An 18,893-nucleotide genomic window follows, 5' to 3' on the forward strand; every position below is an offset into this window, starting at 1 on the left:
TTTATTGCTACACTTTCATTTTTAACGATTAGGGCAAAAAGTGCAATTCATGGCGAAATATGTCCATTGAGGGGCTTCGCTATTTGGCGGAACTTTGCATCATCAAAAAATCAAGACGAAAATGAATATCGGAATAGCAGAAAATAATCGTAAAAAGGTAGCCGATGAGCTATCAAAATTATTGGCCAATGAGTATGTACTTTTTACAAAAACTAAAAATGCTCATTGGAATGTAGAAGGGCTTGACTTTTACGACAAACATCAATTATTCGACAATCAAGCCAATCAATTAGCTTCCACAATTGACTCAGTTGCCGAAAGAATCAGAACCTTGGGCTTCGCGGCACCTGCCAGTTTAAAGGCTTTTCTTGAATTGACAACCTTGCAAGAAACAGTCTTAGACTCAAACAGCAGTGTAGCTTTTATCAACGATTTACTCTCTGCCCACGAAACTATTATCCTTCAATTAAGAAGCAATATCAGCCTTTTTGCTGATAGCTATGGCGACTTTGGCAGCAGTGATTTTATCACCAGCCTTCTGCAAGAGCACGAAAAAACGGTTTGGATTTTAAGGTCACTTTTGAAATAAATAACTCGGGAAAAAAGTACAATTCAAAGCGAAAAGCGTCCATTGATGCCCCCGACAAATTGCCCCAACTTTGCATCATCAATTTTAACATGAACAATTAAAAAATAGAAAACATGAACAAGTTAACAGTTAAAGACGGAACAGAAATTTACTACAAAGATTTAGGTCAAGGCCAACCCATTTTCTTTCACCACGGATGGCCGCTATCATCTGACGATTGGGATGCTCAAATGATGTTTTTCCTCGAAAAAGGATTTAGAGTAATTGCACACGACCGCCGTGGACATGGTCGCTCTACCCAAACCTACCAAGGAAACGACATGGATACGTATGCAGCCGACGTAGCCGAACTTACCGCCCACCTCGACCTCAAAAATGCCATCCACGTTGGGCACTCAACAGGCGGTGGTGAAGCCATCAGATATGCCGCAAAATATGGCAAAGACAGGGTAGCCAAAGTGGTTTTAATCAGTGCCATCACGCCATATATGATTGCTGATGAAAGAAATCCAGATGGAGTGCCATTAGCAGTTTTTGACGACATCCGTTACAATACGCAGCACAACAGAGCTCAATTTTACCAAGATATTACCATTCCGTTTTTTGGATATAACCGAGAAGGTGCCGATGTAAAAAAAGGAATCCAAGACAATTGGTGGAGACAAGGCATGATGGGCGGCATTAAGGCTCAGTATGATTGTGTGAAAGTATTTTCTGAAACCGATTTTACCGAAGATTTAAAAAGCGTAAGCATTCCAGTGTTGGTATTGCACGGCGAAGATGACCAAATTGTGCCTTATGCTACCACGGCGGTAAAAGCACACGAATTGCTACAAAACGGTACGCTTATTTTATACCCAGGTTTCTCTCACGGTATGCCAACAACCGAAGCCGCAACCATCAACAACGATATTTTAACATTCATTAATCAATAATTTTCAACCTCTTCATCATAAAATGAAAAAGTCAGTTTCATTAATCGCCATTTTAGTTTCTCTATTTACTCATGTCGTTTCGGCACAAAACAATAGAAAACCCGCTTCGGCAGGCAGATTAGAGTACATAGAAGTAGAAAAAAATGTAAAACTTCATGTAACCGACCTTGGCGAAGGTCAACCAATTGTATTAATTCATGGATGGCCACTGAGCGACGAAATGTATGAGTACCAATACCAGTATTTGAGTCGTAAAGGTTTTAGAGTCATTGGTATTACACTTCGTGGTTTCGGGAAATCAGACAAACCGTATGGACGATATGATTTCGATGTTTTTTCGGACGACATTAAAGTAGTTTTAGAAAAGCTAAAAATAGAAAATGCGGTTTTGGGCGGTTTTTCGATGGGTGGTGCGGTCGTTATTCACTATGTAACCAAGTATAATGCGGCTCATATTAGCAAATTGGCACTATTTGGTGCGGCAGCACCCTCGTGGAGACAGAGAGAAGGCTCTCCGTTTGGAATTTCGGAAGCTGATGGCAACGGATTGGTTTTGCAAACCATGACCGCCAGACAAGATTTAATTGCAGGCTTTGGAGCTGCATTTCCTGCCAAAGAAGGAAACATTTCTAAAAATGTAGAAAAATGGTTAGAAAACATCAATTTAGAAGCATCGCCTTATGCCATCACGGAGTCAATAAAAGCCCTTTTAAACCTTGATTTACGTCCACAACTATCTAAAATCAGCATTCCAGTGGCGATTTTTCATGGCACACAAGATAAATTATGTTCTTTTGAGTTTGCCAATGAGTTGAATAAAGGCATTAAAAATTCCCGCATTATTCGCTTCGAGAACAGTGGCCACGCCTTATTCGTAGAAGAGTCAGAAAAATTTAACACCGAACTTGAAAAGTTTGCCAAACAGTAAAAAGTTCAACCCAAAGCAAAAGCGATGTAAGCGAAGGTTTACATCGCTTTTTGTTTTTATCTATTGAATTTCTAATCACAAGCCCATTGTTTTCTAATTACGTCAGTTCTTGTGGGTAATGATTCAGAAAAGTTACATTTTTTTTAGAAACAAACGCATTGACAATCAATATTAATTTACTTTTTGTTATTACTTCACATATTAGTAACTACTTGCAATAATAAAGTAATGGATTCTACTTTGCAACTTGAAAACAAAAAAGCAACAGTTAACAAAGCACCATTAAGCTTTACTAAACATTTATAAAACCACAAAATGAACTTAATCAACATTTTAGAGAAACGTTATTCTACCAAGTCTTTTGACCCTACAAAAAAAATAGCTTCCGAAGATGTTAAACAACTAAAATCGCTATTGAGGATGAGCCCTTCCAGCGTAAATATTCAGCCTTGGTATTTTGTCATTGCCGATACCGAAGCAGGAAAACAGCGAATGGCAAAAGGTGTACAAGGCCCCTATAAGTTTAATGAAGCCAAAATACTCAATGCTTCACACGTAGTGCTATTTTGTGCTAAAACCAGTATAAATGAGGATTATAAAGAACAGATTGCAGAGTCAGAAGCTCAGGCTGGGCGTTTTCCCAACGAACAGATTAAGCAAATGACCAAAAACGGAAGAACATTATTTGTCAATATTCACAAGGAAACGTTGAATGATGAGCAACATTGGTTAGAGAAACAAGTGTATTTTAATATGGGGCAGTTTGTGTTAGGAGCGGCTGCACTTGGCATAGATGCGTGTACGATGGAAGGCATTGATACTCAAATCTTGAATGAAGAATTTGGTTTAACCGAAAAAGGGTTAACTGCCATAACTACTGTGGCATTGGGTTACAAAACTGAAACCGATTTTAATGACCCTGTCAAAACTCCCAAATCTCGACTTTCTTTTGAAGAAATTTTGACATTGGTTTAAAACAACTACTTGACAATAAATACCTTATATTCGTAAATTTAATTCATACTTTTACTATAGGTAGCAAATGTTAGTACGAAAATCAGTATCACTGAGGGGTATATTTTATTTCTCGGGTCATCATATTCCTTGGCTTACCGCATGGGCAGTGAGTGTAGCTTGCTTGTATCAATATACCAGCCTTAGAGAATTTGCTATCCCCTGGTTACCAGCATCCATCATCGCCACAGCGGTGGCTTTTTATGTGGGCTTTAAAAATAACCAAGCCTACGACAGGGTGTGGGAAGCACGCAAAATTTGGGGTGCTATTGTTAATGGTAGCCGCAGTTGGAGCAATATGACAGATAATTTCATAAGTAATTTGTACAAAGAATCCCCTGCCAGTTCAAATGAAATAAAACAGATAAAACAGCAATTAATCTACAGGCATATTGCTTGGTTATACGTCTTACGCAATCAACTTTTAGTAGCAACCCAATGGGAACACGCTTCGCTGAAGGGCTTGTATGGTGTTTGGGGGCGAAAGAATATTGAAAAATTTGGCTTGGGAAATTATAAAAATGAAGACATTGATGCCTTGTTGGCAAAATATTTGAGCAAAGAAGAGCTTGAGCAAAAATCACAATACGCTAATTACGCCACAAAATTAATACACCTACAGGGCAAAGAGTTGGCGGCTTTAAGAGAGCAAGATTTTTTGTCGGACCGAAAGCATATAGAATTGCAAAGAATGCTAAACGATTTTTATGAGCAGCAAGGCAAAGCCGAACGTATCAAAAAATTTCCCTTGCCTCGGCTTTATGCCAATTTGAGTTTTGTATTTGTCTGCATATTTATCATAATGCTACCTTTCTGTTTGATGGGGGAATTTTCAAAATTAGGTGATATTGGTATTTGGATATCGGTGCCATTGGTCGTGATTGTAGGTTGGGTTTATGTCAGTATGGAGCTGGTGGGCGATTATAGCGAAAATCCATTTGAAGGCTCTTATAATGATGTGCCAATGCTATCTATTTGTCGTACGATTGAAATAGATTTATTGCAAATGTTGGGAGAAACAGATTTACCCAAACCTATTCAGCCCGTAGGAAATGTATTAATGTAAAGCTAATCGCGGTGGTTTAGTTTTGGCAGAAACATTATTCTAAACAAATAATCAACTGATTTTTAAACAGTTGAACATTATTGATTCATTTTAAAGCTCTATTCTTAGACTGCTCCACCAGAATAGAGCTTTTCATTTTTTCACTAAAAACTGCATGGGAGTACGAAACTTTGCAGGTGACTAGAAAAAATTGAACACATAGGCCACATAGAACTTTCACATAGCACACACATCTAGTGTTTTAAAAGGAATACTACTAAATCCTGCATTTGTTCGTACGCCCAAACTCCAATTTATTCTGCACCAAAACGTATTTTTTCAATACAACTATTGAAGAAAACGCTTCTTCGTAATTCTGTGCTATTCTTCCGCTGATATGGGTTAGACGACTGCCAAGGGGCCGCAGTACCTTTGTATCATCAAAATAAACAAAAACAAATATCATCATGAGCAAGACAATTTTCATTACAGGAGCATCAAGAGGCTTTGGTAAACTTTGGGCAGAAGCATTTTTGAAACGTGGCGACAAAGTAGCCGCAACAGCCCGCAACATCGCTGCTTTGGACGACCTTGTAAGTACCTATGGCGATAATATTTTACCCGTACAATTAGATGTAAACAACCGCCAAGATGTAATCAGTGCGGTGAGTCAAGTAGTTAGCCATTTTGGAGGCATTGATATTTTAATTAACAATGCTGGTTATGGTTTATTCGGTACGGTAGAAGAAACGACCGAGCAACAAGCCAGAGACCAAATGGAAACGAATTTCTTTGGACTTTTGTGGGTGACACAAGCAGTTTTGCCCATTATGCGTCAACAAAAAAGTGGACATATTATTCAAGTATCCAGCTTTTTGGGACTTACTACTTTGCATATGTTAGGTTTGTACAATGCTTCAAAATTTGCCGTAGAAGGACTTAGCGAAACCATCGCCTCGGAAGTAGCCCATTTAGGAATCAAATTTACACTCATTGAACCAAACGGTTTTGCCACAGAATGGGCAGGAGCTTCGGCTATTCAAACTACCGACAGTATTGAAGACTACGCACCAGTACGTGCAGCCTTTGCAGCCTCTGGCGAAAATCCAGCGACTTGGGGAAAACCAGAAGCTACCGTAGAAGCCATTTTGAAAGTTGTCAACAGCGAAAATCCACCACAACGATTACTATTAGGTAAAATCGCTTACCATGTTGTGAATCAAGTATATAAAAATCGCCTTGAAGAAATTGAAACATGGAAAGAGGTAAGTATTGCGGCACATGGCGATAATTAAAATTATTTCCATTAGCAACTCATTGATTATCAACAATGATTTACTTTTTGTTATTGCTTTACATTTTAGTAACTACTTGTATATCTAAAGCGATACAAATAGATTTACCATCATTTAACAGGAATTGAATTTCTATCAAGCATAACAAAGTTTGGGAATTATCTAAAACTCATAATCGAAATTAACCAATGAAATCTTTAGCATTAGCGGCAACAACTCAATTTGCCCTTATTGATGGTAAAAAAAGAGCATACCGTCAGTTTGGTACTGGTGAACACCTTGTTTTAGTGAACAGATTTAGAGGTGTTTTAGACACTTGGGACCCACTTTTTTTAGACGGATTAGCGTCTCAAAATACAGTTACGATTTTCGACTATTCGGGTATTGGTCTTTCGGAAGGCGAACTTCCTTTAAATACCATTGACGTAGCCAAAGAAATTATCCAACTCCTTGATTATTTGGACATTCAACAGTTTAATGTATTGGGTTGGTCGTATGGGGGTTTGGTTACTCAAAGTCTTATGTTTCAGTATCCCGACCGAGTGTTGAAAACGGTTTTGGTGGGTACAAACCCTCCAGGAAATACTGAAATTCCAATTCAGCCTATCTTTTTTGAAAAAGCCTTGAAGCCTACCAACGATTTAGAAGACGAATATGTATTGTTCTTTGAACCATCTTCTGAAAAAAGCAAACAATTGGCTCAAGCTTCGCACGAACGGATTGCCCAACGTTTAGACCGCAGTCTTATCCCTGCCACTCAGGACATTCTCCAACGATATTTTGCGGGTTCGATAGCTTTTAGAGAAGATAAAGCTAATTTTAGAGACCGTTATAAAACTTTACAAACGCCCGTCTTTGTGGTTTCGGGCGATAATGATATAAGTTTTGCCGTTGAAAACTGGTTTCCATTATTGAAAAATGCTCCAAGTATTCAACATATTATTTTGCACAATGCTGGGCATGGGCCTCAGCATCAGTATCCAACGTTGGTGAGTGCTTACATCAATTTATTCCTTCAGCAAGATTAAGTTTGTGTAGTGCGTATATTTTAATGAGTTAGCAATTTTTTCAAAACACCATGAAACATTACAAAACCCTTAGCGATTTGCACCATGGCAATGGCTGGGCAATGCCCGAACACCCGCTTTTCAGTGTGGTTGGTTGCCAGTCGGGCTGTCCATTGGGCGACCGAGAATTTACAAGTGATTGTTATATGATTGGTTTAAAAAAAATAAAATCGGGTATAATTCTCTACGGCCGTACCCCTTACGACCATACCAATGGCTCGATGATATTTGTAAAACCTCGGCAGATTATCGAAATGAAAAACCTGCAATTTGAAGAAAAAGGGTTTATGTTATTGATTCATGAGGATTATTTGAATGGACACGAATTGCATCAGAGTATTGAAAAATACGGCTATTTTGATTACGAAGTCAATGAAGCCTTGCACCTTTCACCGAAGGAAGAGTTTATTATGTGGGAACTACACGATAAAATCAAAACCGAATACGATAACAATCCAGACGAATATAGTCGTGAAATTATCATTAGCCATTTGGCATCCATACTCATGTATGCTCAACGCTATTATAAGAGGCAGTTTATAAATCGTTCAGAATTAACAGGGAAGACAACTACCCGATTTAATGAACTCTTAAAAACCTATTTCAACAATGGAGCATTAAAAGAAAATGGCCTTCCCTCTGTTAATAAATTAGCCGATGAGATGTTTTTGTCGCCCCGCTATCTCAGTGATTTATTGAAACAAGAAACGGGCAAAACAGCGATGGATTTAATACACATTTCTTTGATTTCGGCTGCAAAACACCTTTTACATCAAGAACAAGGCGTAGCCGAAATTGCTTATGAATTGGGCTTTGAAAATCCTTCCTACTTCACCCGATTATTTAAAAAACAAACGGGAATAACTCCAGTAGAATTTAGGAAAATGAGCTTGAATCTCAATTAATGTTAATTATGCGGTTGGCAATGCGAGGTACTCATTACCCCATTCTCTCATTTCTACCAATACTTTTCTGAGGGCTTTACCTTTCTCTGTCAACGAATACTCTACTCTTGGGGGAACTTCGGCATAGACTTTCCGAATCACAAGACCATTGTCTTCTAATTGCTTGAGTTCTTTCACGAGCATACGGGTATTGATGCCCTCAATGCTTCTTTCCAACTCTTTAAAACGTTTAGTTTCGTATATCAGGGCAAAAATAATGGGTAAAGTCCACTTGCCACCAATTACGTCAGCAGTTCTGGTGATGGGACATTCAGAAAAGTTACATTTTTTTTCAGGCATAAAAGTATTGATTATCAATATTGATTTACTTTTTGTTATTACTTCACATAGTAGTAACTACTTGCAAAAGTAAAGCAATGGATTCTACTTTGCAAGAAAAAACGTAATACCATGATTTTAACAACACAAAAAATAAGCGATAGTTACTGGAAAGTAATCATTAATAACCCACCAATCAATCTGTTTGGCCCAGAAATGTCAGAAGAATTGATCATACTGATGGATGAATTTGAATCAGCCGAAAACCTAAAGGTGGTGGTTTTTGAAAGTGCAAACCCTGACTTTTTCATTGCTCACTTAGATGTATTAAAAGCAACGGGCTTCCCAAAAGGAGCTGGAAAAACAGGACTTTCAAAATCTTGGCCAGACATTGCCAAACGTTTTGAACAAGCTCCATTTGTCAGTATTGCTTCTATCAGAGGACGTGCAAGAGGTTTAGGAAGTGAATTTGCCCAAGCAATGGATATGCGATTTGCAAGCAAAGAAAAAGCGATTTTTGGTCAGCCCGAAATTGGCTTCAGTATCTTCCCAGGTGGTGGTGGAATGGAACGATTGCATTTACTGACTGGTAAAGCAAAAGCATTGGAAATTATTTTGGGCGGAGATGACTTCGATGCCGAAACTGCCGCTGCTTACGGCTGGGTAAACCGTGCGATTGCCGACGGCGAATTAGACGCATTTGTAGAAAATTTGGCTCATCGCATTGCGTCGTTTGATAAAAAAGTAATTGCTGAAATCAAATCTATCATCAATGAAAGAGCGGTAAATCCTAAAAATGAACAGATCATGGATACCCAAACTCGCTTTTTTGAAGCCTTGGCACAACCAGAAGCGGCCATTAGAATGAAAAACCTGTTTGCTAAGGGTTTGCAACAGAACAGCGATGCTGAACTTAACTTGGGTAAACATTTGGTATAGTAAAAGTCATTTTTAGCAGTACAACATCTGAATATCAATTACTTACATATACATAATTACTCTTACAAAAAGGTTTTCTACTTGAATAGAAAACCTTTTTGTCTGTCCGATGTAGGTTACCAAAAATTATTTTTACAAAAAAAACAGACAAGTCTGTACATTTTTTAAAAAATACTATTACCTTTGTTGTGTTAATGAACGAGAACAATGGACACCAAAAAAAATATTGAAAATACAGCCGCACGATTGTTTTACGAACAAGGCTACAATTCGACGGGAATCAACCAAATCATTGCTGAAGCGGGTGTTGCCAAAGCCAGTTTGTACGCTCATTTCCCCTCGAAAATTGACATTCTGAAAAAGTATTTACAAAACACTTCCGAAGGCTCAATCGAGTTTTTTCGTAGTATAGTTGAGCAAAAACAGACGCCAAAAGACAAAGTGCTCAGTGTTTTTGATTCTTTGCTCACCTTTTCTAATGAAACGAGCTTCAACGGTTGCCAATTTTTAAACATTGCCGCTGAGATTCCCCAATCCAACGAAGATGTACTTGCCATGATTCAAGGGCATAAAAATAAAATTCGTCAGTTATTCGTCGAAATTCTTGAACCAATCAATAAAGAACATTTAGCGGATCAATTATACATTCTTTTTGAAGGGGCTTTAGCAAGTAGCAAGGTCTTCAAAGACAAATGGACGCTTGACACAACCCGCAAAATCGTCGAGCAGTTAATCTGATTTTTTTTGACTTCAAATAGACAGACTGGTCTGTATTTAAAACAAAACCTTTAAGTAACAGAGCAAAAGTTTTAGAACATTTGTTTTATGTAATTTACTGATTTTAAACGGATAACAATTAACCAATAACGATTAACTTGTGCTTTAGCACTTTACAAACTAAAACAATGGAAACGAAAGAAACAACCTTCAAAAAATTGGACTTAGCAACATTATTAGCTACTCAGCCCAAACCAGTACAGCTTAATGACGAAAACGAAGTAGTGATTCAGGACGAGTGTGGCGATACACTATGGGATCGGGTGTTGGCCCAATACGAAACCGAACAAACCGATAAATAACAGCAATCATGGCAAAGAATTTCGCAGAAATTGGTTTTAGCTCGGCGGCCAAAAAACTACAAGAAAAAGTAGGTAGCCGAGCCACTTATGCCCGTATGGAAGCCCAAACTACTTACAACGGCATGAGCAAATTTGAGCAAAGTTTCATTGCTCAGCGTGACAGTTTTTACATGGCTACTTCGGGCGAAAATGGGTTTCCCTATATCCAACACCGAGGAGGGCCAAAAGGCTTTTTAAAAGTATTGGATGCCAATCGGCTGGGCTTCATTGACTTCAAAGGCAATATGCAATACATTACGGTGGGGAATCTGGCTACCAATAATAAAGTGTCGCTTTTTCTGGTCGATTATCCCAACAAACGACGCTTGAAACTCTATGCCACCGCCGAGGTAGTGGAGTTGAAAGACAACCCTGAATTGCACCAATTGCTTGATTTGGAAGGGTATAAATTTCGCCCCGAGCGTATGATGGTTTTCCATGTGGAAGCCTACGATTGGAATTGTCCACAGCATATTACGCCACGATTTACCGTTCAGGAAATAGAGGAAGTGCTAAAGCCTCAATACGAACACATTAAAAATTTAGAAGCCGAAATTGCCGAGCTAAAAGTGAAGTTGGGGCAACCTATTGCAAACTAATTGGGGGCAACCAAATGCCCCCAATTAATTGTTTTTTACTCCACCGTCACCGATTTAGCCAAGTTACGGGGTTGGTCCACGTTGCGACCGCGCATCACTGCGATGTAATACGACAGTAATTGCAACGGAATCGACGACAAAAGTGGCATCAAGATTTCGTGCGTTTTGGGGATTTCAATCACAAAATCCACCATGCTATGAATCAACGAGTCGCCTTCAGTCACAATCGCAATGACGCGACCTTTCCGCGCTTTTACTTCCTGAATGTTCGACACCACTTTTTCGTACGAGCTATCTTTGGTAGCAATAAATACCACAGGCATGTCTTCGTCGATGAGCGCAATCGGGCCGTGTTTCATTTCAGCCGCTGGGTAGCCCTCTGCGTGGATGTAGGAGATTTCTTTGAGTTTCAACGCTCCTTCTAGCGCCACAGGAAAGTTTAGGCCGCGTCCTAAATAAATAAAATTGCGGGCGTAGGTAAAGATAAAAGCAATCTCCTTGATTTTGTCGGCGGCCTTCAGCACTTGCTCTACCTTACGCGGAATGTTTTCTAATTCAATCAATAACTGACGATACAATCCTTCCGAAATGGTACCTCGTTTTTTGGCCACCGCAATCGCCATTTGGGTAAGTACCGTTACTTGGGCTGTGAAAGCTTTTGTGCTTGCCACCCCAATTTCTGGGCCTGCATGGGTATAGGCGCCCGCGTGGGTTTCGCGCGCTATCGACGAACCGACGACGTTGCAAACGCCAAAAATGGTGGCTCCTTTGGATTTAGCCAATTGAATCGCCGCCAACGTATCAGCCGTTTCTCCCGACTGTGAAATCGCAATCACAAAGTCTTTCTCACGAATAATCGGGTTTCGGTACCGAAACTCCGAGGCGTATTCAACTTCTACGGGAATGCGGGCCAGTTCTTCAAAAATATATTCGGCCACCAGCCCCGCGTGCCACGATGTACCACAGCCTACGATAATGATGCGCTTGGCGTCGGCTAATTTTCCCATGTACTCGCTCAAACCTCCCAGTTGTAAGCTACCTTCTTCGCTGTTTACGCGTCCGCGCATACTGTCTGCAATCGAGCGCGGTTGTTCGAAGATTTCCTTCAGCATAAAATGGTCATAGCCGCCCTTTTCGATGGCTTCTAGTTCCATCTCAAGTTTCTGGACGTAAGGCAGTTGTCGCTCGTTTTCGAGATTGACAATTTTTAGCTCATTATTACGCACCAACGCAATTTGGTTATCGTCCAAATACACGACGTCTTTGGTATATTCAATGATGGGCGTCGCGTCTGAGGCAAAGAAAAACTCGTCCTCTCCTACCCCAATCACCAAAGGACTACTTTTGCGCGCTGCAATCAGTTGAGTGGGCTCGTCTTCCGTCATTACCACAATGGCATAAGCTCCTACCACTTCTTGCAAGGCCAAACGTACGGCTTCTACGAGCGTACAATTCACTTCTGACTGAATATCTTCAATAAAGTGAATCAACACCTCCGAATCGGTTTCGGAGCGAAATTCATGCCCTTTTTGCAGCAATTTTTGTTTAATGGTGGCGTAGTTTTCAATAATTCCGTTGTGAATAATCGCCAATTTTTTGTGGTTCGAATAATGCGGGTGCGCATTTCGGTCGTTGGGTTCGCCATGTGTGGCCCAGCGTGTATGACCAATGCCAATGCAAGCCGTCGTATCTTTTGATTTTAACTCCTCTTCCAGCGCCACGACCTTGCCTTTCTTTTTATAAATATTCAAACCGCTTTTGTTCAAAAGCGCGATTCCTGCACTGTCGTACCCACGGTATTCCAGTCGTTTTAAGCCTTTAATAATGATGGGACAGGCTTCTTGATGTCCGACGTATGCTACGATTCCACACATACAGATTGATGTTTAAGGTGAGTTGAACTTTGGGAAAGTTTTTAAAAAAAATTATCAAACGTTTTATGGCTAAAAACTTTTTTAAAAAACTTGGTTTTATCCTATCAAAGTTAACAAAAAACCTTAAAAGTCAAGAAATATTACAAAAACAAAACGCGCAAAGGAGCACCTCCCTTGCGCGTTTTGCGTATGCTGTATTTCGCTTTGTTCTTACTGAGCCGTTGTGTAAAACAACATCAATTTGATGTTTTCTTTACTTGGATTAATCGTCAAGCGATCCAGTTTATTGTTCATTAGCGGATAGTAGCTACTCACAGGTTGCCCACTGGTTGAGTACGACTGCACTTCTTGTGCACCACTTATTGGCATCAATAATAACCCTGGATTTTTCTTAAAGCCCACGGCCAATGCTTGCAAATAGGTCGTTAAGATAAAGTTATAATTGCGGGTTTTGGTAGAATATGATACTACTTGTGGCAAAATATAACTTTGGAAAGTAGTGGCATCAAGAGGTACTAAAAGCTCCGTATCACCTTTGGTTCTCAGCAAGCGGTTAGAAGCATCCGTTTCTGCCAATGCCAACCCAATTGGCAAGGTATAGATGGAGTTCGTCCCCTCGGGCCAAGTGGGGGTAATCAATAGTTCGGCGCGGTTAATGGCAATTCCTTTTTGTTTGAACAATTCTTGCAAATAAGGAATTTCAAGCTTTGTTACAATCCCAAGGGCGTCTTGAATGTAGTTCAACCCACCTGTTTCGCTGGCAGCAAGAGGTTTTAGCGGTTGAATTTTGCTCAAAGCAGTACCTTGGCGATTAGCCTCTACGTGATTAAAACGCTTATTGATAAAAAACGTTTTCACCAACGCGATGGTATCGGCAGTATTGTGATAAAACAAGTTCAGCGTAATTCCAGTCGATTGGGGGGAAATTCCAATCACAGAAGCATTGGTAGCGGCAGGAACAAACGTCAACCCTTTGATTGTCTGGGTAAACTTTGCGATGGTACTAGCCTCTGGCTTACCGTTCAAAGCAAAGATTTCTTGTCCAAACGCATCTGGCAGTCGCATTGTTACCAACGACGACGTTCTGGGGGTTGGATAAAACGTATGATTTACCAACGGTGTTGACGAATAGGGCATTGTACTGTTGTTGTAGTACATCTTACCCGTCAGGAGCGTGTCTGTTAAACGGTGAACTGCCATCTGAAACGGCTTGAGCGTATCCCCGTAATAATAATTGTAAGACAAGCTAATAGACACCGAGTCAAAGGCATACACGTTGGTATTGGTAGTTCCATCCGCGTTCAAGTTCAAATTAAGTGTACTTGTAAACTCCACAAATGATTGTGCTTTTACCTTGCCAAAGATGGGGTCATTGTAAGCACCCACCAATATTCGTTGGGCATTTGAGGTGCGCACCGAGTCTAGTAGCACAGTACTGCTACGTACTGTCAGGGTATCGACAAACTTAACATCGGCAATTACTTCGGGCGGAAGTCCAATTTCTTTAGGAGCTTCGCACGACATCAAGGCCAAAACCAATAAGGTGAGGGTGCTTAGGCTAAGTTTAGCCAGCCAATTCGTTGTAAAGGTTGTAATACGTCTCGGTAAAGTTTTCGTCTTCTTCGACCAGTTCCAACTTGCGTTCGGGCAATTCATCAAAAATTTGGTTTAAACTTTCACTAAAATCATCGTCAGCTTTTACTACGGCATCTGCATACGCACATCCAATTTTGACAAATCCCTCAAAATCAGCCGAACGTAGATGCGCCAGTGCCTCGTCGCTAACGTCCATGGCTTTGGCTTTTTCTAAAATGGCGTCTTCAAACTTATAGTTGAAGGCATTGTTATACACCGTAAAAACGCACTTGGTATCCTTAAACATCGGATCATTTTTATAGGTCGTTTTTAGGTACAATGGGATGAGAGAAGTCATCCAATCGTTACAGTGTACAACGTCAGGCGCCCAGCCTAACTTTTTGACGGTTTCGAGAACGCCTTTACAGAAAAAGATAGCACGCTCATCGTTGTCGTCAAAAAAATTGTTGTCTTTATCTAAGAAAACGGACTTACGATGAAAATAGTCTTCGTTGTCTATAAAATAAACTTGTAGTTTAGCGCTCGGTATCGATGCCACCTTGATTACTAGGGGTTTCTCATCGTCACCGACCGAAATATTAATACCAGAAAGACGAACTACTTCGTGAAGACGGTTTTTACGTTCGTTGATAAGTCCAAAGCGGGGCACTAAAATGCGAATTTCCATGCCGCGCTCCTGCATTGCTTGGGGCAGTTTTCGTACGTATTCTGCTACCTCGGTAATTTGGAGAAAAGGATTTATCTCACTGGCTACATACAAAATCCGTAGTTTACTCATAGGCTTTGGTGAAGCTTGATTGGATTGGTTTTGAAGAAAAATTTTGCAAAATTATACAAAATTTTCGCGAATTTCAACCACCATGGGCGATATTTATTTCACTCCGTATGCCTTACAAGTCACTTTGTCCATCGGTTTTGAGTATGTTTTGCCGATCATATACTTTTGGGATAAATTATACATTCAACTACCCAAACCGCTAATACACTCTCATCCAATGAGTTCAAACAAAATCGCCTACTTTTTGCGTACCGCAGTAGTCATTTTGGCGCTAGGGACGGTAGAGTTTAGTTGTTCAACCTCCCCTCAAGACACCATGTCCTCACGTTTCCATACTTTTGGTACAGATTTAGCTTTTTTAAAGAAACACCAGCTGCCCCTCGTTCTCTCTTCGCCCGACGATGACTCGGCGCAGGTTGCCGTTGTGGCAGCGCTACAAGGTCGGGTGATGACATCCACTGCGGGTGGCTTTACGGGCAACAGCTACGGTTGGATCAATTATAAACTACTCGAATCGGGCAAATTTACGCCCCACATGAGTGCATTTGGTGGCGAAGAACGCTTTTGGCTGGGGCCTGAAGGCGGGCAATTTTCCGTTTATTTTGAAAAAGACAAAGATTTTGTTTTCGATAACTGGCAAGTTCCTGCCTTGATAGACTCTGAGCCGTTCGATTTGGTTTCATCCGAAAAAGCCAAAGCCTCGTTCCGCAAAAAAGCCCAACTTACCAACTACTCAGGAACGACTTTTGACATTGAGATTCTGCGCAGTGTGGAAGTAATGAGCAAGCTTTCGGTCGAAACCATCTTACAACTTCCACTCAAAGACATAAAAGTGGTCGCGTACGAGACTATGAACCAGGTGATTAACCAAGGTGCCGATTGGAAAAAAGAAACAGGGCTGCTTTCTATTTGGATTTTGGGAATGTTTAATCCCACGCCCAAGACTACGGTCATTGTTCCGTTTAAAAACACGCCTAATGCCAAAAGCTTAATCAACGATAGTTATTTTGGCAAAGTCCCTGCCGAACGACTCATCATCAAGGACCATGTTTTGTATTTTGCGGCTGACGGCAAACACCGCAGCAAAATCGGCCTCCCTCCGAGCATTGCAGAGCCTGTCATGGGCAGTTACGATTCCGAAAAAGGCGTGCTCACCATCGTTACTTACGACCTTGACCCCAACGGCGATTACGTAAATTCACTCTGGGAACTTCAAAAAGAACCCTACAAAGGCGACGCCGCCAATTCGTACAACGATGGCCCCGTGGCCGATGGTACCCAAATGGGGCCTTTCTATGAATTGGAATCGTCGTCGCCCGCTCGTGAGCTCAAAAAGGGCCAAATTCTCGGTCACCGCAGTCGTACCTTCCATTTTGAGGGATTAGAATCGCAACTCGAACCCATCGCCAAACGCTTTTTGGGCGTGTCCTTGAAAGAAGTAGCAGCGTTGGAGAAGTAGGGCAAGTTGGCAAAGGGCAAGGGGCAAGTTGGCAAGAGGCAAATTGGCAAGAGGCAAAGGGCAAGAGGCAAAGAGGCAAATTGGCAAGGGGCAATACGCAAGAGGCAAGAGGCAAAGGGTAAAATTTATTGTGCAATGTTGATAACGGTTAAAGAAAGTAGTTGGAATCAATTGGGCGCGAGTATTGACATGCTCGAAAATGCCATTCGTTGTTGTCCCGATGAAGTGTGGGATACTGAGCGCAAGTTTTGGTACCATGCTTTTCATACGCTCTTTTTTCTTGATTACTACTTGACCACTTCACCCAAAACGTTTGCGCCACCTCCTCCTTTCACCTTCTCCGAATTTGAAGATACCCTCCCCGAACGGGTTTATTCTCCCGACGAATTACTTGGATATCTGCATTATTGTAGGGAAAAGGCCCAAACGTTTATTAGCCAATTAACATCTGAAACCGCCGAATCACGTTGGATCAATCAATCCGAAACCATGAATTATTCAATGGTAGAAATACTGTTGTACAACATGAGGCACGTTCAGCACCATGCGGCACAACTTAACCAGCTCCTGCGTCAAGAGATTAACCAAGCCCCTGATTGGGTGTTTCAAGCTACTCAGAAACCGCCATTTTGAGTTTGAAGCGATACATTCCGTTAAAACTGTCTTCTTCCTTCAGCACGGTTTTAGCTTTTTTGGCAACCCAAAAACGCTGGTAACCCATGTTACGGGGCAGGGTATATTCCAGCACCCAGCAGTCAATTCCCTCGATTTTTTCGCTTTTTGTCACCTTATAAAGCTCCGTAGTTGGGAGTCCTAAACCAGGGTCGTGAGATTTGACCTTAAATACTGTATTTTCTTTAAAAGGAAACAACGGAAAAAGTACCAAGTCGCAATGCCAATTGAGAAAATAACCACTTTGTGCGGCCATCGCAAAGTCTTTTTGGAACTTTTCACGCTGATTTTCGGTGGCTTTTCCAGACAGTTCTGCGGTTTTATTTTCAAAATTTAACGCCACATTTTGCCCCGTTCGTTTCCACCAATAAGTGTGGTGCAACGTCCTCAAATCAATGGCACTCAAAACACTTGTCGATGTATGTGACAATGTATCTTTATCGTACCAGCGCTGGTCAATGGTTATCTTTTTTGCCCCTTCTTTTTCTTCCGCAGCAACGTTTATCACCACCAATGTTTGGTTTTGAACGGGAGCGTCTGTCCTTTTTTTGGAATAAATAAGGAAGGTTTGTCGGCCAAGACGAAGGTCCTTGATGCGTAAATTAGAAGCATCGACGAAGGTTGTATCCACGCTTTGTGCAGACACTTGAAATAGAGACAGATAGAAAAAAACGGCTGTTAGAATCGGTTTCATGGTTTGTAAAAATTATTTTTAATTGGTATATTTTATCTACGGGCGAAACCAACGTATCCATGCTTTCCATTCTAGATAAGCCAACGCCCCGACGATAGCAGCATCAAAAAGTAGGTATATTACTCCCAATTTTACATTCTAGGTATCCACAATCCCATTGTAGCCGCTACAATCCCCACCAACATTAATCCCGTCAGCAAAAAAAGCAATGAAGCGGTAGTCCGTTGCAGTAAGGGCTTTGATGGGTTTTTCTGGGCGTAGAGGTACAATTCAAACACCATCAAAGCCACAGGAAGGGCATAAATGGCAATGGATAGAAACCACAAAAATGGCCCGTCAAATGTTTTTGGGTCAAATCCTACGGGGCCGCCGTTGAGCATGAGCCAAGCCATCAGGCTCACCCGAAAAAACCATACGCCATTCGACACCAAGTAGAGCCGAATGGCCCACTGACGGTGTTTCACAAAGTCCCGTTGACGGGCATAATGCAGCGCAAGAAGTGCAAAAACAACCATATAAACGGCCTGAACCGAAATGGCAATGTGCTGCAAAAGTCCTCCCACTCCCCCACGCGTCCATACCATGGTGAGTCCATCAAGAGCTATCAGAATGGCCGTTAGGATATACATTCTTCCCAGCCAACGGTGAGCGGTTCTGAAGCGATTTCTTAGCTGAGGCATCAGTTGCAAAGGCCCGCCTACCACCATTATAAGCGCAAAAAATACGTGGGCCGCCACTATTACGTTTCCCGTCAAATCGTCTTTTACATAGCCATGAGGCAGGACTTTGTTCCACGTCTCCCATTCGCCTGACAAGGTAGATTTGCCATAAAACAGTGCAATGTATAGTCCAAAAATCCACTGCCCTAAGGTGGCAACGACAAACCAACTTTTAACGCTTAGGTCGAGGTAGTTTTTCCCAACTCTTGGGCTAGTTGGAAGCTGTTTTGCAGGTAGTTCTTTTGTTTTCATGCTGATAAAAGGCTTGTTTTTTCACAAAGTTGGTGGCCATTTGGCGTACGACAAGCCATTTTATGACGACCGATTTTGCCTTCCAACTCGTTTTGTT

Annotated in this window: 20 protein-coding genes; 14 read left to right on the plus strand and 6 right to left on the minus strand. The window is 41.2% G+C overall.

Annotated elements, in window-relative coordinates; translation table 11 throughout:
• Window positions 1-121 precede the first annotated feature (121 nt).
• The 8 genes from AC23N5_RS14920 (at window position 122) to AC23N5_RS14955 (ending at window position 7,778) form a co-directional block, all read left to right on the plus strand.
• Window positions 122-589 carry a Dps family protein gene (locus tag AC23N5_RS14920; RefSeq protein WP_487756206.1) on the plus strand — a complete coding sequence of 156 codons (468 nt, stop codon included), beginning with the start codon at window positions 122-124 and terminating at the stop codon, window positions 587-589.
• Between the two features lie 113 nt (window positions 590-702).
• On the plus strand, window positions 703-1,524 hold the full coding sequence (locus tag AC23N5_RS14925) for an alpha/beta fold hydrolase (RefSeq protein WP_487756207.1): 822 nt from the start codon (window positions 703-705) through the stop codon (window positions 1,522-1,524).
• A 22-nt stretch (window positions 1,525-1,546) separates the two neighbouring features.
• Window positions 1,547-2,452 carry an alpha/beta fold hydrolase gene (locus AC23N5_RS14930; protein WP_487756208.1) on the plus strand — a complete coding sequence of 302 codons (906 nt, stop codon included), beginning with the start codon at window positions 1,547-1,549 and terminating at the stop codon, window positions 2,450-2,452.
• A gap of 315 nt (window positions 2,453-2,767) precedes the next feature.
• On the plus strand, window positions 2,768-3,427 hold the full coding sequence (gene nfsB / locus AC23N5_RS14935) for an oxygen-insensitive NAD(P)H nitroreductase (protein WP_183979609.1): 660 nt from the start codon (window positions 2,768-2,770) through the stop codon (window positions 3,425-3,427).
• Window positions 3,428-3,494: 67 nt separating this feature from the next.
• Window positions 3,495-4,532, plus strand: coding sequence for a bestrophin family protein (locus AC23N5_RS14940; RefSeq protein WP_487756209.1), 1,038 nt, complete (start codon window positions 3,495-3,497; stop codon window positions 4,530-4,532).
• A gap of 446 nt (window positions 4,533-4,978) precedes the next feature.
• A complete protein-coding gene (locus tag AC23N5_RS14945) occupies window positions 4,979-5,806 on the plus strand; it encodes an oxidoreductase (protein WP_487756210.1) in 828 nt (275 codons plus the stop codon).
• A 188-nt stretch (window positions 5,807-5,994) separates the two neighbouring features.
• Window positions 5,995-6,834: an alpha/beta fold hydrolase gene (locus AC23N5_RS14950; RefSeq protein WP_487756211.1), complete on the plus strand. Its 840-nt coding sequence runs from the start codon at window positions 5,995-5,997 to the stop codon at window positions 6,832-6,834.
• 50 nt (window positions 6,835-6,884) lie between these two features.
• Window positions 6,885-7,778 carry a helix-turn-helix domain-containing protein gene (locus AC23N5_RS14955; protein ID WP_487756212.1) on the plus strand — a complete coding sequence of 298 codons (894 nt, stop codon included), beginning with the start codon at window positions 6,885-6,887 and terminating at the stop codon, window positions 7,776-7,778.
• A gap of 6 nt (window positions 7,779-7,784) precedes the next feature.
• On the opposite strand, the gene AC23N5_RS14960 is transcribed toward AC23N5_RS14955, so the two are convergent.
• Window positions 7,785-8,117 carry a winged helix-turn-helix transcriptional regulator gene (locus AC23N5_RS14960; RefSeq protein WP_487756213.1) on the minus strand — a complete coding sequence of 111 codons (333 nt, stop codon included), beginning with the start codon at window positions 8,115-8,117 and terminating at the stop codon, window positions 7,785-7,787.
• Between the two features lie 111 nt (window positions 8,118-8,228).
• Between AC23N5_RS14960 and AC23N5_RS14965 the strand changes: the two genes are divergently transcribed.
• The 4 genes from AC23N5_RS14965 to AC23N5_RS14980 all read left to right on the plus strand — a co-directional run bounded on the left by AC23N5_RS14965 (window position 8,229) and on the right by AC23N5_RS14980 (window position 10,752).
• Window positions 8,229-9,035 carry an enoyl-CoA hydratase/isomerase family protein gene (locus AC23N5_RS14965; protein ID WP_487756214.1) on the plus strand — a complete coding sequence of 269 codons (807 nt, stop codon included), beginning with the start codon at window positions 8,229-8,231 and terminating at the stop codon, window positions 9,033-9,035.
• Between the two features lie 207 nt (window positions 9,036-9,242).
• The gene (locus AC23N5_RS14970; protein ID WP_487756215.1) at window positions 9,243-9,773 is read left to right on the plus strand and encodes a TetR/AcrR family transcriptional regulator; all 531 of its coding nucleotides are present in this window, start codon (window positions 9,243-9,245) and stop codon (window positions 9,771-9,773) included.
• A gap of 167 nt (window positions 9,774-9,940) precedes the next feature.
• On the plus strand, window positions 9,941-10,114 hold the full coding sequence (locus AC23N5_RS14975) for a hypothetical protein (protein ID WP_183979623.1): 174 nt from the start codon (window positions 9,941-9,943) through the stop codon (window positions 10,112-10,114).
• Window positions 10,115-10,122: 8 nt separating this feature from the next.
• A complete protein-coding gene (locus AC23N5_RS14980) occupies window positions 10,123-10,752 on the plus strand; it encodes a pyridoxamine 5'-phosphate oxidase family protein (RefSeq protein WP_487756216.1) in 630 nt (209 codons plus the stop codon).
• 35 nt (window positions 10,753-10,787) lie between these two features.
• On the opposite strand, the gene glmS is transcribed toward AC23N5_RS14980, so the two are convergent.
• The 3 genes from glmS to AC23N5_RS14995 all read right to left on the minus strand — a co-directional run bounded on the left by glmS (window position 10,788) and on the right by AC23N5_RS14995 (window position 15,000).
• Window positions 10,788-12,626 carry a glutamine--fructose-6-phosphate transaminase (isomerizing) gene (gene glmS, locus AC23N5_RS14985; RefSeq protein WP_487756217.1) on the minus strand — a complete coding sequence of 613 codons (1,839 nt, stop codon included), beginning with the start codon at window positions 12,624-12,626 and terminating at the stop codon, window positions 10,788-10,790.
• Window positions 12,627-12,836: 210 nt separating this feature from the next.
• Complete coding sequence (locus AC23N5_RS14990; protein ID WP_487756218.1) at window positions 12,837-14,282, minus strand: DUF4270 family protein; 1,446 nt, start codon at window positions 14,280-14,282, stop codon at window positions 12,837-12,839.
• Entirely contained in the window at window positions 14,191-15,000 is an 810-nt protein-coding gene (locus AC23N5_RS14995; protein WP_028526746.1) for a glycogen/starch synthase, read from the minus strand. Before AC23N5_RS14995 ends, AC23N5_RS14990 begins: the two co-directional genes overlap by 92 nt.
• Window positions 15,001-15,217: 217 nt before the next feature.
• On the opposite strand from AC23N5_RS14995, the gene AC23N5_RS15000 reads away from it, so the two are divergent.
• Window positions 15,218-16,459 (plus strand): DUF6786 family protein, encoded by a 1,242-nt coding sequence (locus AC23N5_RS15000; protein ID WP_221225754.1) that lies wholly within the window; start codon window positions 15,218-15,220, stop codon window positions 16,457-16,459.
• Window positions 16,460-16,594: 135 nt separating this feature from the next.
• Complete coding sequence (locus AC23N5_RS15005) at window positions 16,595-17,092, plus strand: DinB family protein (protein WP_487756219.1); 498 nt, start codon at window positions 16,595-16,597, stop codon at window positions 17,090-17,092.
• On the opposite strand, the gene AC23N5_RS15010 is transcribed toward AC23N5_RS15005, so the two are convergent.
• Both AC23N5_RS15010 and AC23N5_RS15015 read right to left on the minus strand, forming a co-directional pair.
• Complete coding sequence (locus AC23N5_RS15010) at window positions 17,070-17,825, minus strand: hypothetical protein (RefSeq protein WP_487756220.1); 756 nt, start codon at window positions 17,823-17,825, stop codon at window positions 17,070-17,072. The two genes, AC23N5_RS15005 and AC23N5_RS15010, sit on opposite strands and share 23 nt — an antisense overlap.
• 131 nt (window positions 17,826-17,956) lie before the next feature.
• Window positions 17,957-18,796, minus strand: a complete 840-nt coding sequence (locus tag AC23N5_RS15015; RefSeq protein WP_487756221.1) for a DUF2306 domain-containing protein — start codon at window positions 18,794-18,796, stop codon at window positions 17,957-17,959.
• Window positions 18,797-18,893 lie beyond the last annotated feature (97 nt).

The organism is Runella sp. R5_40, assembly GCF_057652295.1.